This window comes from Gilvimarinus gilvus, assembly GCF_030518155.1.
In the GTDB taxonomy this organism is placed as follows: Bacteria; Pseudomonadota; Gammaproteobacteria; order Pseudomonadales; family Cellvibrionaceae; genus Gilvimarinus; species Gilvimarinus gilvus.
Window position 1 is genome coordinate 1 of record NZ_JAULRU010000783.1, and the last position, 17,179, is coordinate 17,179.

Annotated in this window: 15 protein-coding genes; 4 read left to right on the plus strand and 11 right to left on the minus strand. The window is 51.4% G+C overall.

Annotated elements, in window-relative coordinates:
- Positions 1 to 257 (minus strand): IS110 family transposase (locus tag QWI17_RS19600; protein ID WP_302724218.1); only part of this gene is annotated, 257 nt, incomplete at its 3' end.
- Between the two features lie 254 nt (positions 258 to 511).
- Here QWI17_RS19600 and QWI17_RS19605 point away from each other — a divergent pair.
- Positions 512 to 1,324: a hypothetical protein gene (locus QWI17_RS19605; RefSeq protein WP_302724219.1), complete on the plus strand. Its 813-nt coding sequence runs from the start codon at positions 512 to 514 to the stop codon at positions 1,322 to 1,324.
- 90 nt (positions 1,325 to 1,414) lie between these two features.
- Here the strand turns inward: QWI17_RS19605 and QWI17_RS19610 are convergent, their stop codons facing one another.
- The 5 genes from QWI17_RS19610 to QWI17_RS19630 form a co-directional block, all read right to left on the minus strand.
- Entirely contained in the window at positions 1,415 to 3,595 is a 2,181-nt protein-coding gene (locus QWI17_RS19610; protein ID WP_302724220.1) for an alpha-glucuronidase family glycosyl hydrolase, read from the minus strand.
- Positions 3,596 to 3,705: 110 nt separating this feature from the next.
- Positions 3,706 to 4,476 carry a choline/ethanolamine kinase family protein gene (locus QWI17_RS19615; protein WP_302724221.1) on the minus strand — a complete coding sequence of 257 codons (771 nt, stop codon included), beginning with the start codon at positions 4,474 to 4,476 and terminating at the stop codon, positions 3,706 to 3,708.
- Entirely contained in the window at positions 4,469 to 5,086 is a 618-nt protein-coding gene (gene pnuC / locus QWI17_RS19620) for a nicotinamide riboside transporter PnuC (RefSeq protein WP_302724222.1), read from the minus strand. The genes QWI17_RS19615 and pnuC overlap by 8 nt, the downstream gene beginning before the upstream one ends.
- Positions 5,083 to 5,346 (minus strand): hypothetical protein, encoded by a 264-nt coding sequence (locus QWI17_RS19625; protein ID WP_302724223.1) that lies wholly within the window; start codon positions 5,344 to 5,346, stop codon positions 5,083 to 5,085. The genes pnuC and QWI17_RS19625 overlap by 4 nt, the downstream gene beginning before the upstream one ends.
- A 58-nt stretch (positions 5,347 to 5,404) precedes the next feature.
- Entirely contained in the window at positions 5,405 to 7,516 is a 2,112-nt protein-coding gene (locus QWI17_RS19630) for a TonB-dependent receptor (protein ID WP_302724224.1), read from the minus strand.
- Between the two features lie 461 nt (positions 7,517 to 7,977).
- On the opposite strand from QWI17_RS19630, the gene QWI17_RS19635 reads away from it, so the two are divergent.
- Positions 7,978 to 8,322 carry a HopJ type III effector protein gene (locus QWI17_RS19635; RefSeq protein ID WP_302724225.1) on the plus strand — a complete coding sequence of 115 codons (345 nt, stop codon included), beginning with the start codon at positions 7,978 to 7,980 and terminating at the stop codon, positions 8,320 to 8,322.
- A 79-nt stretch (positions 8,323 to 8,401) separates the two neighbouring features.
- Here the strand turns inward: QWI17_RS19635 and QWI17_RS19640 are convergent, their stop codons facing one another.
- Positions 8,402 to 9,832 (minus strand): alpha/beta hydrolase, encoded by a 1,431-nt coding sequence (locus QWI17_RS19640; protein WP_302724226.1) that lies wholly within the window; start codon positions 9,830 to 9,832, stop codon positions 8,402 to 8,404.
- Between the two features lie 178 nt (positions 9,833 to 10,010).
- Between QWI17_RS19640 and QWI17_RS19645 the strand changes: the two genes are divergently transcribed.
- Together QWI17_RS19645 and QWI17_RS19650 are read left to right on the plus strand one after the other, a co-directional pair.
- Entirely contained in the window at positions 10,011 to 11,639 is a 1,629-nt protein-coding gene (locus QWI17_RS19645) for a sensor histidine kinase (protein WP_302724227.1), read from the plus strand.
- Positions 11,627 to 12,322, plus strand: coding sequence for a LytR/AlgR family response regulator transcription factor (locus QWI17_RS19650; RefSeq protein ID WP_302724228.1), 696 nt, complete (start codon positions 11,627 to 11,629; stop codon positions 12,320 to 12,322). The genes QWI17_RS19645 and QWI17_RS19650 overlap by 13 nt, the downstream gene beginning before the upstream one ends.
- Before the next feature lie 255 nt (positions 12,323 to 12,577).
- Here the strand turns inward: QWI17_RS19650 and QWI17_RS19655 are convergent, their stop codons facing one another.
- The 4 genes from QWI17_RS19655 to QWI17_RS19670 form a co-directional block, all read right to left on the minus strand.
- Entirely contained in the window at positions 12,578 to 13,378 is an 801-nt protein-coding gene (locus QWI17_RS19655; protein WP_302724229.1) for an RMD1 family protein, read from the minus strand.
- Between the two features lie 21 nt (positions 13,379 to 13,399).
- Positions 13,400 to 14,596, minus strand: coding sequence for a GNAT family N-acetyltransferase/peptidase C39 family protein (locus QWI17_RS19660; RefSeq protein WP_302724230.1), 1,197 nt, complete (start codon positions 14,594 to 14,596; stop codon positions 13,400 to 13,402).
- A 2-nt stretch (positions 14,597 to 14,598) separates the two neighbouring features.
- Complete coding sequence (locus tag QWI17_RS19665) at positions 14,599 to 16,044, minus strand: RimK family ATP-grasp domain-containing protein (RefSeq protein WP_302724231.1); 1,446 nt, start codon at positions 16,042 to 16,044, stop codon at positions 14,599 to 14,601.
- 207 nt (positions 16,045 to 16,251) lie between these two features.
- A complete protein-coding gene (locus QWI17_RS19670) occupies positions 16,252 to 17,154 on the minus strand; it encodes a LysR family transcriptional regulator (RefSeq protein ID WP_302724232.1) in 903 nt (300 codons plus the stop codon).
- Positions 17,155 to 17,179 lie beyond the last annotated feature (25 nt).

Here is a 17,179-nt window from a genome sequence, read left to right on the forward strand (position 1 = left end):
TGACGAACATTCATGGGTTGTACAACGACAACGGGTAACCCAGATTCTGCCAGTGCCTCAACGACTTTCCGTTCGTAGCCACCCGTAGCCTCCACCAGAATCCGGCTTAGTTTGAAGCGCTTGAGAGACTTGATGAGCGCCACGATATCCTCAGTGGTGTTATAAATCTGCCAGTGGCGATCAATTTCTAGGATGCAAATATCCAAAAAGGTTTTACCGACATCAACGCCCTGAGGGTCAGGCCTTACATTCCACATCAAAGTGTAAAATGTAAGGCCTGACCCCGATGCTCCGTGGCGGGAGCGGAGGTGTTGTATTGATACTTTATGGGATCACAGGTGTCGGCGTAGGAATGCGCGGTGCGGGTCAGTATGTTAGCGCTCAACATTGCACTCAAGATTTAGAATGGGCTTACGAAAGGAATGTGGATAGGGTGTGCCCTGATTATGCCAAAGAAAAATCCGAGGAGCATTGTGTTTCTATTTCTCCGGAGTAAACAGGAGGGCGAGTTATGTTCCGTAACAGTAGAAAAATAAAATTTGGGATGGTTGCTATATTTACTTTCCCAATATTTATGGTTGGCTATTTATTTGTTATAGACCGAAATGATAATAGGCCAGCGGGTTCATTGGAGTTTAATGAGGCGCCGAAGTATGCAGACGAAATAAACAAAAGTCAGGCTAGAAAAAATGCACAGAAAGAGGCACACATTCTTCCAGATGGCCAACGAGAAATTAGCAAGGATAGCAGTGAAGGAAGGTGGGCAATATTTGACCGGTGGCAAGAGAAAGAGTCGGTCAGTGTGGCGAAAGAATATCGCCAGTATTATTCCGAGGAGCAGCTGCTGGCAATGGCCGATAGCGGAGATTTGAACGCAATCAACGCATTAGTGGGAATGTACACATTCGGAGACTATCAGCGAGCGAAAAAATTATCAATGATAGAGAAAGGTATTGTTGAAGGTTCTAGCTATATTCTAATGACGGCTGCAAACTTCTACAGAATCTCAGCATTTTCTAATTCAGGGAAAAATTACAGTACGGCAAAAGTTAACCTAATTGAAAGTCTCGCCTATATGGAACTATTGAATGACCGAGACCCCGGCGTAATATTTCCGCTAGATTCAATGAAAAAATCAATGATACGAAAATTCAATCAAGAATATGAAGAGTCATCAGAATTTTCACTAATTGATGAGGCCGCAATCACTGAAAGAGCCCAAGAACTACATGATTATTACGAGTCTTTGAGGTTGGAAAAAGGTTTGGGTACATTCAGTAGCGAGCACCCCAATATTGTTGAGAATTATGTCACTGCGAATTGATAATCGTCGGAGGTTGAACCAGTTGCGGCTAGGTGAGGAGGGGGACTAAAAGTCCCCCTCTGCGTATGCGTTAAGTATTCCCTCAGCGAATCAGTGACCGCTGGGTACTGGATACCACGGGTCTGGTAGGTACAGCGACTTTTCCATTCGTTTGTAATAGTCCAGCTCGTGTGCGGGTTTGGGCGAGCCCTTGGGCAGTGGCAAGCCGTTGACACTTTGGAAATAACTAATACAGGCATCGCGCCAGTGCTTGGCGTCGCGCAGTTGCACTTTGAGCAAAGCCTTAACACGCTGGTAGCGTTCGGTATCGACAAAATCTTTGACGCTTTCCCAGGTGGCTTGCATTTTCTCTACCTGAGCAACACCCGTGTCGTATTTGTAAACTAGCTCATGCCACAAGGTACGGCCGGAACCCATCTTGTAATCCCAACCTAAATGGTGGAACCACAGCAAAATGTCTTCCGGTGTGGACTCTGGCTTGGCATACATCTGATCAAGCGGTGAGTGATATTGTTCAATGGCGTTGGAGCCACTTGCGGTGCGATCAAACCCTACCCCGTCTTTTGTCGCCTGATGGTAATAATATGCAGTCCAATCCGCCCGGCCCGATTTGTCATGCCAAGGTGCGGGGCCGTAGTGGTGGCCTTGTGCATACAGGTGCGTAAGCCCAAGTGGCATACGGTAGTTGACGCCCGCTTCACGTGAGATGGCCATAATTTCCTGCATCGATTCTATAAAACCGGTATCGTTATTGAAGGTTTGGCGCAGCCATTCTTCACCAATGGCTGCGGAGGTAAGGTTAACGTCCCACGCCAAACGACCAAAGGCGTACCAGCTTGACTGTACAAACGGGTGACTGGTCCAGTTGCGGGAGTTGCCGGGATTGATAACCGCCGCCATACCTGTTTGCTTGTAGTCGAAAACCTCACCCGCCAAAATTTTACCGACGGTGCTGCCTTCACCTTTGGCGTAGGTGTCCGCGTTCAAAGCTTCGGTGAACAGTGGGCCCTGATAAGCCAGGTGGTAAGAAAAACCGAAGTATTCCTGAGTAACCTGTAGTTCTAGCGCGATGTTGGTTTTCTCTAAGCTGCCAAACAGAGGTGAGAAGGGTTCGCGTGGTTGAAAGTCGATGGGGCCATTTTTAATTTGCACAATGACATTGTCTTTAAACGTACCATCAAGTGGCATAAATTCGTCATAGGCTTCGCGGAAGCGGTCACCTTGTTCTGGCGCGTACACAAAGGCGCGCCAGAAAACGATACCACCAAAGGGCTCCAACGCTTCGGCCAACATGTTGGCACCATCGGCGTGGTTGCGGTTAAAGTCTTGCGGGCCGGGTTGTCCTTCCGAGTTGGCTTTTACCAAAAAGCCGCCAAAGTCGGGAATGTATTCGTATACTTTTTTAACCCGAGCCTGCCACCATTTTTGCACGTCGGCATCGAGAGGGTCGGCGGTTTCAAACCCGTCTAACAACATGGGTGAATTAAACTTTACCGATAGATACAGTTTGATGCCGTAAGGGCGAAAAACATCGGCAAGTGCCGCGGCTTTTTCCAAAAACTGATCGGTCAGGATACGCGCATCGGCGTTGACGTTGTTAATCACGGTACCGTTAATACCGAGCGAGGCGTTAATGCGCGCGTAATCGCGATAGCGTGGGTTGTCTTTGTATGCGGGCAAGGTGCCCCAGTCCCACAGAGACAAACCGGCGTAACCGCGCTCGACCAAACGATTGAGATTGTCCCAGTGATTGACCACCCGATGCTGTACCGATGGCGCTGACGAGATTTCCAGCGAGTTGATGCTTTGTTCGGTTTGCAGTAAGCGCAAAAAATGAAAGCTGCCATACAGCGCGCCTTTGTTGGAGTTGGCGGCAACAATGGTTGCTCGTTTACCGGCAATGTCGGCGCTGACAATTCGAAAGCCCTCGGGACCCAAAGCGCTGAGGTCGAGCTTGAGATTGGCGATATCCTGAGAGGATTGCGGTGTACCCACCAGCAAGGCGCCGTGCTCGCTAACCTGCCTGGAGTGAGGTATTGCCTGCCCAGTTAAGCCGCTAATGCCCGCTTGCAGCTCTTGTTTGGCAATCGCTAAGGTTGCGTCGTCGGTGTTGATAACCAACTGCTGCAGTGACTTGCGATATTGTTGTTGCAGGGATTGGTCGGCGACGGGTTCATAACGCAACCACATACGGTAGCCGTCTTCGGCGAAGCTAACGCCGGGTATGAGCAAAGAGGCCATAAGCCCCAGTAAAGTGAGTAAACGAAGCATATAGGGTGTCCTGCTTATTTTGTTATGGTCAATGTGACCATTGTAGCATCTGGCTCAAATCCGTCAGTATACTAGTGTGTAAAGGTCGGTTATTTTGCAGCGAAGTATAGCTATTCGGTGGGAATACGGTGGTGGCGCAGGGTTATTTGCACGCGTTCCCACAGGTCGTTGGTCCAGCTCGCCAGCTCGTGAATAAAGGGCTCTGTAACCAGCGAAGGGCTAATGCTCCACAAGTCGATATCCGGGTGGCCTATGGCGGCGTATTCCCAGTCAATCAAGTACAGGCGGCTGCCAGTGTCGAGAACATTTTCCGGAATCATATCGTGGTGGGTGAGTTTAGGGTACCAGCCCGCTTGGTCAAAGGCCTGCAGCTTGGGTAAAAAGTCGAGCCATTGATCGGTTAGCTCTGCATCGACCATCTGTGCCTGGTTTAGAAATGTCCAGTAGTGGTTTAAGTACGCCAGGTAGCTGCGACGCGTAGTGGCTGGATTCAGCGCTTGTACCTTCTTTAGAGCCTGGAGCAGGCGCTTGCGTTGTATGGGATTGGCAAAGTCGGCACCGTTCCAGGTGCGTGCCTCAATAAAAGGTAGCAGTGCAAAGCGCTGACTTGGATCCCTAAATATAGGCTCTGGCGCAATGCCGGCTTGGGCAACGGTGTGTGCGATTTGCGCTTCTTCTTTGCGGTCTATACCGAGATAGCGTCCGCGTTGATTGTTAATGCGCAACACCAGAGGTTGCTCAAAGCCCGGGGCAATCACTTTGAAATTGCGATTGGTGCGCCCGCCCGGAATAGGCCCAAGCAACTTTGGCGGCGCGTTAATGGGCAGGGGCCACTCGCGCCAGCCGGCTAATATGGCTTGCAGAACATTTTGCTCAGGCATGTGCGGTCAGGTGCTGGCGGTAATCCCTGCGCCAATTCATCAGGCCAAATATCGAGATAATCAAATACGACACCAGCAGCAGCGCTGTTAGGTACAGGCCGCGATCGATAAACAAAAAGATCGATGTGCTGTTAATGACCATCCAATAAAGCCAGTTTTCCAAGATTTTTCGGGCCACCATATAGGTGGTGATAACGCTGGCCCAGGTGGTGAAGGAGTCCAGATAGGGCCAGGCAGCCTCGGTATACAGGTGGAGTAGTGTGCCAGACAGTAACGTAATTGTCACAATGCCTGCAATGGTGAAGATGTGCTGTTGCACTTGCCAGCGGCGCACCGGCAGCTTGGTGTCAGCTTTGCCTCCATGGCGCCACTGCCACCAGCCGTACACGGCCATCAACATGTAATAGACGTTCAGTGCCGATTCCATCAGCAGCTGCACATCCCAGAACAACACCGTATAAATGGCGGTACTGGCAAAGGCGCAGTACCAGCACAAGCTGTTTTGACGTACCGCCAGCAGTAAGTAAGCAATGGCTAATGTTACGGCAACAAATTCCCATCCGGACATTGTCGCCAAGGCCGTTTGCACCTGCTCGCTGACACTGCTCATGCATTGGCCTCGGGCAGGGCTGCAAAGCCTGGCAAGAACTTGGTGACGAACACGGCTTTGCCCCAGGTTTCGACGCTGTAACGCATACCTTCACCGAGGACCTGCATGACGCGCTCGTAGTCACCGGTCACGATGGTACAGGTAGGCTTGGTGCTGACCAGCAGCCCCTCCTGTTGATTGAGCCAGTCGATAAACCCCTGAATGGGCGGAATGTAGGCCTCATTGAACGGGTACATACTGATTTCGGCGGACAATTTCATAACGGTGCTCCGTGGTGGAGTGCCCGGCAAGATCACTTGCCGGGTATTGAATGTGAGCTTAGAAGCGTACTTTAGCGCTAACGCCCAGTACGCGTGGCTCGCCGTATTGGCTGTAGGGCTCTGTTGCGTAACCCTTGCGCGGGTCGTTGCCGAAGCTGCCAAAACCGCGCACCAGAGTATCTTCATCGGATAAATTGCGGCCCCAAAGTGCCACTTCCCAGCGCTCGGCGGTGTAACCAATGCGCGCATTGATTAACTCATAGGCCTCGGATTGTGCCTCGTGGCGGCTGGAGAAGTAAAAGCTGTCTTTGCCCTCAACTTCCAGGCGCGCATAGAGGTGGTCGGTAAAGAAATACTCGCCGCCGACAGTAAACTGGTAGCGCGGCGCGTGCGGTAAATCGTGGCCCGACAAGTCATAGGGCTCGCCCGTTTCATCGTTGGCCCCGCTATGGGCGTAGCTCGCAAAGTCATTAAACTCTGAGCGCAACAACCCCAGGCTGGTAAACACACTCAATGCGTCACTGAGCTGCCAATTAATTTCCGCCTCTAAGCCATAGGCGGTGCCGGCGGCGGCGTTAGTGGTGTAATCGACAAAACGGCAGGGGCAGTTTTCGCCTTCAATATTCTGTACCAGAGACTGCTTGGTTTGCACTTCGTCGCGGTCCTGATAAAAGAACGCAACGCGGCTGCTGTAGGTGCCGTCTTGGGAGGTGAACTTGCCGCCAAGCTCGTAATTCCAGAGAAACTCGGGTTGGTATTCACGGTCGTTGGCCGGGATGTCACTGTTGCTGTTGAAGCCGCCGGCTTTGTAGCCGCGCGAGGCGAGTGCATAAAGAAGCTGCCCTTCTTGCAGGCGGTATTCCAGCGCAACTTTTCCGCCCAGCATATCGTCGCTGGGCTCAAAGCTCACGCCATCGGAGTCGCTGTAGCTGGCGCTGCGCTCTTCATAGCGCAGACCGGTGACTAAGGTCAGCTGTGTGGCCAGAGGAATATCCAGCTCACCGTATACCGCCGTGCTTTCGGCACTGAAGTTACTGCCGAAGTCACTGGCTAGGTAGGTGTACTGGCGGGCTAAATCTTCGTTTTGGTCGCGGTAGTAAACCCCCGCCACCCAGCCCAACTCACCGGCTTGCGTGCTGGAGACAAGGCGCAGGTCGGCAGTGGTGTTGTCGATATCGCGCTGATAGTTATCAAACGAGTTATAGCCATCGTAGATGCAGGTAAAATCGACACAGATATCGGTGTAGGCCCAGTCCTCGTCATAGCCGTATTCGGTGTCCGACTGCGCGTGGCTCAGCAGGGCAACGAGGTTAACCTTGTCACTCAGCCCAGTTTGCAGGCGGGCGGAGCCGGCTAGCGTTTCTATGCGGTCGTGACCGGGTTGATCCGATAATGTGGTGCGAGTGTTGTCCAGAGAAAAGCCGTCATAGCCATTGTCGACATTGACGTATAGGCCGGTAATATCCAGCGTGGTAGCGTCTGCCGGTTGCCAGCGCAGCTTGGCGCGCGCGGTTTGCTCGTCGATGTTGGCGTTGTCGTCCACCCCGAGGTAGGCGTTGTCTTGATAGCCGTCTGAGGTGTTCTGCTCCAGCGCCACACGCCAGCCCAAAGTGTCGGTCATGGGGCCGCTCAGTACGACTGAGCTGTTATAGCTGTTGTAGTTGCCGATGGTGGCGGCAACTTCGCCACTGAATTCTTCGGTAGGGGCAGCCGAGACCATATTGATCAGGCCGGCCAGGGCGTTGGCGCCATAGGTGGTGCCCTGCGGGCCGCGCAAGATTTCAACTTGGTTGATGTCAAGCGTGGTAGCGGCGCCACCCAAACCGGTTAAATCAATGCCGTCCACCAACAGGCCCACAGAAGGGTTCACCGGCTCAACAAATTGACTGCGCTCGCCAATGCCGCGAATTTGGAAAAAGCGGCCGCGCGAGGCGCCGGCGGAAAAGTTAACGTTGGGCGCTGTGTTTAAAATCTCTGCCAGGTGCTTAGCGCCTCGGTCATTGATGGTATCCGCGTCAATCACGGTGGCACTGGCGGCAAGCTCGGTGAGCGTGGTCTCGCGAAAGTCGGCGGTGACCAGTACTTCTTCAATGGTTTGCGGGGCGGCCAGAGCGTGTGCGCTGATGGCAAGGCTAAGGGCAGATAGCCCGATAACGGGTGAGCGTTTCATAGAGTCTCCAATAACATCTAAGGAGACCCGGCATGCAAAAAGCGTAGATAAAAAGAGGTGATCATCCTATCCCTACGCCGGCATTAACCGGATCAGGTTCAACGGGTCCGCGTCTGCGTCTCAGGCCTAGCAGGCTATTAATAGACTCCATACGTACTCAGCGTAGCCTGAAGTGCACACCTGCTGCGCCTTGTCTCTAGGAAAGGGGGCCACCCTGTCCGTCGAGACAAAACACAACATCTGCACGCGTCATTCTGCGCTGAGCATGTATGGGGTATTTCAACAGCCTGCCAGGCCCCCCCGAGGATCAATCTTGCGATTTATAACGGCGCATTTTACGCTCTTTTAGCCTCTGTCGCCAGCGCATTTATGGGTCGGTAGGCGCAAGCTGTGGCGGATACGTTGTAGAATACGCAACATGATATTGGCCCCAGCGCCCGCAAACAAAGAAAGGCAGAACTATGACACTGGATATTTTTCTTACCAAGCTGACCTCAGAGCCACTGAATGTGGAATTCAAAGAAACCATGGCGGTCATCGACGCCTGTTACGACTATACGCCGGCCGCGTTTAAAAATGGTGAGGCCGACAACGCCGCGGGCACAAACGAAGGGTCCTGCAAGATTTTTGCGTTTGGCGCGATCAACGGTTTAACCGAGGCGCAAACTCTGGCCTGCTTTGGCCATTTTTATCGCGAGGATGTACTGCAAAACCCAGAGGGCGACGACCACGCTAATATCCGCAATTTTATTCAGCACGGTTGGCAGGGCGTTGAATTTGAGGGTGAGGTGCTAAAACTCAAATAGGCCCCGCATTACGCAGAGGCCCATATTTGATTCTAGAATGGGGGTAGTGCTATAGCGGCACCTTACCTGCCGCCCACTGTTAGCGAAACTCCGGAATGGGTAACTCGATAGTAATCTCCTCAGCAAGTGTTTCGCCCCGCAAAAATTGTTGCATGGTTGCCAATACTTTGGGCGAGCTCATGTAAAGATTGTGGCCGCCGTTTTCAATGGTGACAAAGCTCTTATTGCTAAAGTAATTGGCCACATCGCGCTGGCCTTCCAGTGGGGTTCGTCCGTCAAGGGTGCCGGCGAAAAATAACGTTGGCGTAGCGTTTTTGTTGAGGCTGCGGAAGTCGTCGCCCAAATCTTTTACGCCCAGTGCCGCGCTAATATCTGGAAAGGGCAAGTTACTGCTGCGCCAAAGTACGCTGCGTTCTGCTTCGCCTTGCACTTGCTGCCAGCGCTCTTGGCTTACGCCAGAGGCGGCATCCATGGCAACACTCATGGGGTTAAGGGTGAACATTTCCATGCGCATGCCTAAAAAGTGCGGCCCAATCAGAGAAAAGTCGCCCATTGCCAGCAGACCGTAAAACCCGGGCAAATTAGCAATGCTGCTGGGGTCGCGAAGCAGAGCGCCCGCTGTCATCAGCTGAATGTTGGCTTTGCTTACGGCCAGCTCAACGGTAGCACCGTCGCGCGTTGGTACCTTTATAGTGGCCGGTTCTGCGGCATATTTTTCGTGTATCCCCTGCATCATTGGCACCAGCTCAGGGTATTGGGCAGAGGCGGGGTGCGCTTTAAAGGCTGTCGCAACCCGCGCCAATACAGCGTCCACATTGGCTGGACTTTTTATGGTGTGATCGAGCCCTTCGCTGCTTGCCAGAATCATCTTACCCACGGATTGCGGGTAGGTTTTGTTCATAGCAAATGCCAGATGGGTGCCGTAAGAAATGCCCCATAAGTCGATCTGCTCCGCGCCCAGTGCAACGCGCAGGGCTTCAAGGTCATGGACGCTCTCCATGGTGTTGTAAGCGTTCAAATCAACGCCGGTTTGTGACCATTGCTTGCGACAATAGCGGGCGGCATCGCTCATCGCATTGATGTATCCCTCTAAGGTGATGGCTTGGGTTAAGGGAATCTTAGGGTCATAGCGGCAGTCCTCCAGACCATTGCGCGATAAGCCAGTGCCGCGCTGATCAAAAATAATCACATCGGCAAATTCGGTAAGCGCAACGAACATCGGGTGGCGCTGATGGCTGGCCGTCCAGGTGGCTGATCCGCCGGGGCCGCCCGCGAGATAGACAATCGGATTGCCGGGGTTTTGAGCCTGGCTTTTTAGGCGCACAAAGCCCAGCTCAAGAGTGCCAGAATCCGCCTTGCCTCTTATTTGGGGTGTTTCTATATAGCCGAGCTCGGCAGGTACTTGTTCACCGTTGGGGCCTGTTAGGGTGTGGGGCTGCCAATTGGGCTCGGCGTTGGCGTGGGGAATCAGGTTGATCAATATAATAAAACAGACAAATCGTATAGACATAGTGCGGTGCTCCTCATTAAGTGTTTGGCTACCTTAACGATTGCATCAATATTGCAGTGCGGGTTTTGCACGAATTGCACCTAGAGCGCTTGAATGGCATAGCCCTCGGCAAAATAAGCCGATACTATGAAAAAAAGAAGGAGCGGATATTGTGTATCGGTTTTGCAGCATCTTAATAGTGGCTTTAATTGTGTGGGTCGGGGGTGCAAGCGCACAAGCTGTCGATACCGTTTTTGTCAATTCCACTCATCCGCAGCTGTGCGCAACTCTCGATCAAAGCGCGCAGTGGCAAGAGCACCCTATATACACAATTGAAGAAAATACCTACAGCTGCTTGCGGGCAAACATCGCTTTGTCCCACTCGCAAAAAGGCGCTTGGTTGCATATGTCGGCCCTTGCCAGCAGTCGCATTTACTGGGATGGCATTCTGCTGTCAGAAAACGGCCGGCCGGCGCAGCTTGCTGAGAATGAAATTCCGGGCTTAGTCGAATTTCGGACTTACCTTACCTCTGAGCAATTGCGCGTCGGTAGTCACGAGCTTCGTATTGAACTGTCAACTCACCATGTGGGCGCCGATCTTCACACAATTTTCTACTACTTAGGGCTTGAGCCTATAGAGAATGCAACAGTCAATGAACATCTGGTTGCCGTTGCCACCATGGCGGCACTGTTGGTGTTTGGTGTGCTTTTTTTGCTTTTGTATTTTCTGTATCAGCCGAACATTCAGTATCTGGTGTTTTCCGTTCTTAGCTTCTCCAGCAGCTTACTGCTGCTGGTTGAAAATTGGCGGGAGCTCTTCAATTATACCTATAATTACCACACCGATCGGTTGTGGTGGGTGCTGGGGCTTACTCTATGCGTTAACAGCAGTCTGACCACATTTTGTTGGTTGAACAGTCGGTTTACGTCAAATATTAAGCCACTTATTGTGGTCCATGTACTGTTTGCTATTGTTGCATTATTGCCGTTAAGTTTTGATGCCATAAGTGTGTTCATTTTTTTGGTAGGCTTGCAGTTTTGCATTCTTGTTTCCATCACCTCACTGCGTATCAATGCTCCCGTGGGTTATGCCTATCTCGGTGTTCCTTTACTGGCACTGGGCTTATTGTTAATGGATATGTATCAATTCCTGGATGTGATGTTTTCTAATGTGGCGTTGCTCATCGCCTTGGTGATGACGGCGCTACTTATTCGGGATATGAAGTCAGAGCGGCGTCGCGCCATCAATGCTTTACAGTTGGAGCTTGAGCTTCTAAAGCGCAGCCTACAGCCGCACTTTCTGATGAACAGCCTCACGCTATTAATGGAGTGGGTAGAAACTCAACCCAAGTTGGCGGTGGATTTTATAGAAGAGTTGGCGCAAGAGTTCCGGTTGCTGATGAAGTTTTCTCAGCAGTCGCTAATATTATTGGACGACGAGCTGTCGCTGTGTAAACACCACTTGCGAATTATGAGCCTGCGCTATGAGCGAGACTTCCGCTTGTCTGTAAAAGGCGATACGAACTCTATAGATATACCGCCTGCCATCCTGCATATCCAAATAGAAAACAGCTTCTCACATGGTGAGCTGCTAGGGCACACAGATTTTACGCTTGAGGTGACCCAAGCTGATAATGGCCAAATACGACTAAATCTGCTTTGCCCCATGGCACAACAGTCGCAAGAGCCAGCTGTCGGTTTTGGGGTGGGCGAGCGGTACATAAAAGCGCGGCTGGCGGCCGAATTTGGCAACAAGTATGATTTTATCAGCGAGAAGAGTAGCAATAATTCCTGGCGCACGGAGTTCAAAATCCCTTGCACATCCTAATTGTTGAAGACGAGCCTGTGGTTGCCAAGCGATTGCTGCGGCTGATCGAGAAAATTCTGGGGTCGCGTATTCAAAGAATACACCATATTGCCAGAATTGATGAGGCCGAAGACTATTTGTCTGAGCAAGCCGTTGATTTACTGTTTCTTGACTTAAACTTATTCGGGCGCGATGGTTTCGAGTTGCTTTGCCAGAAAATTGCCGGTTCGTTTCATACTATTATCGTCTCTGCCTACGCTGAGAAAGCCGCGCAAGCCTTTGAGTACGAAGTGCTGGATTTTATTGTTAAACCATTTAACCAGAAGCGCCTGGAAAAAGCGTTGGGGCGGCTAAATCGCGTTCAAGGCCGGGAGGCGCCTGGCCTGAAATACCTGAGTCTGCGTTTGGGCAGTGTGCGCTCCTTGGTCGATATTGAAAGTATCGAATACATTCGCGCAGACGGGCATTACAGTGAACTGCATTACGACGGTAAAACATCACTGCACGATAAATCCATTGAAGCACTGCAAAGTCTATTGCCGGGTAACTTTGTGCGCATTCACAGGTCATATATTGCCAATATTAACTGCGTAAACGCATTAAAAAAGCTCGGTGGGGGTGTAAATCAACTTGAACTCAAGTCGGGTGAATGTGTGCCAGTGAGCAGAAGTCGGGTTAAAGATATAGAGTTGATTTTTAGGTGAGGGTATCAAATAATTCTACTGCTTATAGCGTGCAGCCGTTTAGATTTTGTATGGAAAGCGGGGAACCTCTACCCACCTGGCCTGATGTTTAGGACAATTGAGTATACTTCGTGTTTAACGAAAACCGGTGAGTCTAATTAAGCGTTTGCTGCGGTGCGGTCAGTATTACCCGCACCCGCTATGCACTGGCGTGTGGTTTGATGGCGGACGGCGCAGGCTTGTTTGCCCAATGCTAATCGCCTATTGTTTTTTCGGCTAGGGCTCAAAAAAGTAAATAACAATATCCACGGCAATAAGTACAATAATAACAATCTCCAAAAATGCAGAGTGTTTGTGGTTGTGTTCTGTGGCAAGCATTTCCAGTAGGTTCTGAATGGTCTCAAGCTTTTTATTAAGAATGCTCACCCTTGGCGCAAGATCGAGATACTTTGCCAGGCGTTGATAGTACTCTTCCAGCTCTGGATAATCCCAAAAAAACTCTGGCGTATCCAGCAAATTATAATGCAAGGCAATATCGCTGCTGGTGTCAAAAAGAACACCGCGTAGCTTGGCCAATTGTTTTCGGTTGAGCGGGAGCTTTCCTGTGGCTGCCAGCTCTTTCGAGATGTAGGCATTGTTGTGAATAACATCTTGGGCTTTGTCTTCAAAGGCACCCAGCTTGGCCGATTGAGCAAAGGCATGACTGAGCGCCAGGCGAATCATTTGATTGTCTTCGGGCAGCTCCAGCATGTCGTGATGAATATTAAAGACCTGTTCTGCACTGAAGGAGAAACTGTACTGCTCAATCAATGGCCGCTGGTATTTGTCGATTAACATCGGTTGCAGATCAACGCACAGTTGTTGACGTTCTTCCTCGGACAGGTTCCAACCGATCAGTACTCCGTAATCAAACAGCCAGGCCTCACCGCTGTTCATGCGCATACAGTAGGCATCACGGTAACGCGTGGCGCCACGCTGGTCGACTAAATACTCGTTGAGGCTGTCGGCATTTATGGCCTGAGCAATGTTGGCAATGGTAATGCGCTTTATGGCACAAGCTGTATTGATAGTATTCATGGTTTATCGTGCTCCAGTCATTTAAGTGCAACACTCAGTAAAAGGTAGTTCTGCGGGGCAGTGCAGCGAAAGCGTAATGGCGGTACGCAACCGGTTGCCGCCAAAGCTGGACATTTTATCGAAGTCAGTGCGGGCAATTGGAATATGTTGACAGTCGATCGGACGCTGATATTTCTCGTCAACATCTGGGTCGTGTACATAAAAACACTGCTCGTCCGAGCCGGTAATGAGTACCCAGTGGGGGGCTTTTTTGCCGTCCAAACGATAAGTGCTGATTAACATAACGACGGCAACCTCACGAGCCAACCATTCGTCGATCAGGGCTTGAGTGACTTCGGTATAGTGAACCTCAACACCCTGCTGTTCGCACTGGTTTAGAAATTCATTGTGTACCAGGCGCATCACCTGCTTTTTGGTGTCACTACGAACACCGTCGATAAATAATGGTTGATCGGTATTGACGAACACATGGCTACAAAAGCCTCGGCGGTTAGCGGCCAAGCCCAAACCGAATGGGTGTGTTCCTCCTAACCCTGAGGTCATAAATACAGTGGTGGATTCCCGCCACAGCGCGAGCTCCAGTGTTTGTGTGCACTGGAGGGCTTGATTCAGACTTGCCATGGCCATCATCAAGGCGGCAGGGCCACAGGTAAATTCTGTGGTTTGCGGGTACCATACGGCCGATAAACAGCGGCTGGCGTCGCTGCCCTGACGTATGGTTTTTTGCATTCGGTCGGCGTCGGAGTGATCTTGGTAATAATTAATGTACTCACCAAAGCGTCGATAACCACAAGCCTCGTATAGCGCAATGGCAGTGCGATTACTCTTGGCGACTTCCAGCCGCATATACAAACGGCCCTGATGTGCGGCGGTTTGCTCCAGACGAGAGATCAATTTCTTACCTATAGATTGCCCGCGCGCCTCGGCGGCAACGGCGAGAGAATAGAGCCGGGCCAGACGGGTGCCTCGATTGAGTAAGCACAAGCCATAGCCGAGCAGTTGGGGCGATCCGTGATCGTCATTGCACTCAGCCAACAGCAACACACTGTGTTCAGATTGCACATGGTGTTTAAAGCTGCGCTTACTGAGGCGGTCGCTGGCAAAGCATCTTTGCTCCAATTCACACAGAGTATTAATGTCGTCGACACGGGCCTGCCGGATGTTGACGTTGTTTGGCGTGGGTTTAGCAGGTTCGCGAGAAAAATCGGAGCGGCTCACCGCTAGCGGCCTCGCGCTTCTAACCGGCGCAGAAATTCCGCCATTACCTGCATGTACAGCTCTTCGCCTAAATATTTATCTTCTACGCCATGTTCGATACTGGGGTTGTCATTGACCTCTAACACAAATGCCTTGCCGCCGACTTCCTTGATGTCAATACCGTACAGTCCATCGCCCACTACCTCGGCGGCTTTCATGGCGGCTTTCAGTACGTGAGTGGGTACCTCAAAAGTCGGTAACGCATCAAAACCGCCGCTAAAGTTACGTTGGGAGCCGTGGTTGTATATTTGCCAATGATTTTTGGCCATATAGTAGCGGCACGCATAAAGTGCGCGGCCATTCAGAACACCAATGCGCCAGTCGTAGTCGGTAAACAAGTACTCTTGCGCAATCATCAGCGCAGATTCATTCAACAAATCTTGGCCAACCTTCAATAGTTGGTCGCGATCTTTGACTTTGAACACGCCTTTAGAGAATGAACCCTCCGGCATTTTCAGAATCATTGGGTAGCTAAGGGATTGCTCCAGGCAATCCACACTCTCGCCCCCTATGTCTGAGACGATGACGGTATGCAAACTTGGCACTTTCTTATAGCTAAAGGCATCGTGTAGAAAGACTTTGTTGCAGCAACGCAAAATTGAATCCGGGTCATCCATTACCACTAGCCCTAAGCGTTCTGCCTCGCGAGCAAAACGATAAGTGTGGTGATCGATGGCCGTGGTTTCTCGGATAAACAGTGCGTCGTACTGACTCAGCGAACTGTAGTCAGCTTCGGTAATCAGCTTAGTGCGAATGCCGTGTTTTTCCCCAGCCTTAATAAAGCGGGCAATAGCACCCTTGTTACTGGGCGGCACTTGTTCGTTGGCATTGGTTAGGAGCGCCAGTTCCCAGCGGTATTTTTTTTCGTCGGCCTTGGAGCGCCAGCTTTTCTGTGAATAGTTTTCCAGTGTTTGTAGGCACAGTTCGCGCGCGTCAACGCTCAGCGTATTCAGAGCCGCACGCTTGACGGCAACGTGAATGCCCATCTCACTCTCTTTCAGAGTGAGGGACAATACCGGCGCTGCAAAGCGCTGATAAATCCAGTGGGCGAGTTTTTGCAGGCGTGCGTCGGCGACGTCGCCCATGCACACCAGAATAGATTCGGGTAGCTCACAGATACGGGTGCCCTTGGCAAACAAACCTGAGCTTACCAAAACCTGTACTGCATCGCCGCGCAACTCATTGATGGTTTTTACGCTGGGTACGACCTGGTGATTGCGGGCCTCGGCTAATAAGGAGCAGTAGTAGCCCTGGCTCAAGTAGCGGAAGGTATCGCATAAGTTAATCACCCTTGTGCGCGGTTCGTTGCGCTTGGGATAGTCATGCAAATAGCTGTCAAAGCCTATAGCTTGAATGGCTGTGCCGGCAAAAATGCTTGGATCTTCAACCACAAATAAAGTGTGAATCATGGGTCAGTTCTCCTGCCTTAATACATGTAAGACTGGTTGGGCGGGGGCGGTGCTTGGGCGCATCGAAGTTTTGGGAACTGACGGTTTGGGCTCCCCCATATTTAGCTGGCTTATACGCGCTATTTTCCATCTCAGCAAGAGATATTTATGCGCTGGGCCAAATAATATTGACGGTGTGGCAGGGCCCTTGCCTTGCTGCGAGGAATATTATTTAAGAGTCGAAAAACGTGCCTGTAAAAACTCGGCTAGAGTCGTTAGCCGTCGCGTATGCAAGCGGCTCGGGTGGACGAGAAAAAGCGGCGAGGCCTGACCCGTAAAGTCGCCCAGAATGGGTCGAAGTAACCCCGATTGGATATCATTGCGGACATCCAGTTCTGACTTATACACAATTCCCAAACCATCAATGGCCCACTGCCTCGCCAGACTACTGTCGTCGAAAACTGCAAAAGGTTGAATACTAACGCCATGCTCCTGGCCATTTTGGGAGAAGCTCCAGTGACAGTCTGGCTGGTTGCTCACTTTGTAGGTCAGACAGCGGTGCTGGGTTAATTCGTCCGGCGTCTTAGGGCTGCCAAATTGCTCGATATACGCGGGCGAGGCGCAGGCGACTCGGCGTGCCGGAAACAGCTCGCGGGCAATCAGCCCGGAGTCTTGCGGTGTGGTGTAGCGAATGGCTAAGTCAACAGGCGCTTGATACAGGTTGGTGACAGTATCGGTGACGGTCAGGTCGAAACGGATGTTGGGGTGAGTTTGCACAAATTCCTGCAGCCACTGGCTAAGCAAAGTGCGAGCGAGGTCGGCCGGAGCGCTGATGCGTATATTGCCGCCCAACGTGTTTTGGCAAAGTTGTAAATTATCCAAACCGGTTTGCAGTTGAAGCGTTGCCTGCAGGCAGTGTTGATAAAAGTCTTCGCCCGCCTCCGTGAGCCTGACGGTGCGGGTGGTGCGCTCAAGCAGGCGCGCACCTAACTCAGTTTCGAGTTTTTTGATGGCGTTGGTGACCGCCGGGGCGCTCATGGCCAGCTCATCCGCCGCCCGGCTAAAACTTCCCCTTTGGGCGACTACAATAAACTGACGTAACTGGCTAAGGCTGATCTGATTGATATGCATATTGTTTCGTTGATTATTAATTGGG

Bases quoted from the DNA above. Each gene is read 5' to 3' on its own strand.
- QWI17_RS19635 (WP_302724225.1), top strand. From the start codon at position 7,978: ATGACACTGGATATTTTTCTTACCAAGCTGACCTCAGAGCCACTGAAT.
- QWI17_RS19605 (WP_302724219.1), top strand. From the start codon at position 512: ATGTTCCGTAACAGTAGAAAAATAAAATTTGGGATGGTTGCTATATTT.
- pnuC (WP_302724222.1), bottom strand. From the start codon at position 5,086: ATGAGCAGTGTCAGCGAGCAGGTGCAAACGGCCTTGGCGACAATGTCC.
- QWI17_RS19625 (WP_302724223.1), bottom strand. From the start codon at position 5,346: ATGAAATTGTCCGCCGAAATCAGTATGTACCCGTTCAATGAGGCCTAC.
- QWI17_RS19670 (WP_302724232.1), bottom strand. From the start codon at position 17,154: ATGCATATCAATCAGATCAGCCTTAGCCAGTTACGTCAGTTTATTGTA.
- QWI17_RS19640 (WP_302724226.1), bottom strand. From the start codon at position 9,832: ATGTCTATACGATTTGTCTGTTTTATTATATTGATCAACCTGATTCCC.
- QWI17_RS19630 (WP_302724224.1), bottom strand. From the start codon at position 7,516: ATGAAACGCTCACCCGTTATCGGGCTATCTGCCCTTAGCCTTGCCATC.
- QWI17_RS19610 (WP_302724220.1), bottom strand. From the start codon at position 3,595: ATGCTTCGTTTACTCACTTTACTGGGGCTTATGGCCTCTTTGCTCATA.
- QWI17_RS19655 (WP_302724229.1), bottom strand. From the start codon at position 13,378: ATGAATACTATCAATACAGCTTGTGCCATAAAGCGCATTACCATTGCC.
- QWI17_RS19665 (WP_302724231.1), bottom strand. From the start codon at position 16,044: ATGATTCACACTTTATTTGTGGTTGAAGATCCAAGCATTTTTGCCGGC.
- QWI17_RS19615 (WP_302724221.1), bottom strand. From the start codon at position 4,476: ATGCCTGAGCAAAATGTTCTGCAAGCCATATTAGCCGGCTGGCGCGAG.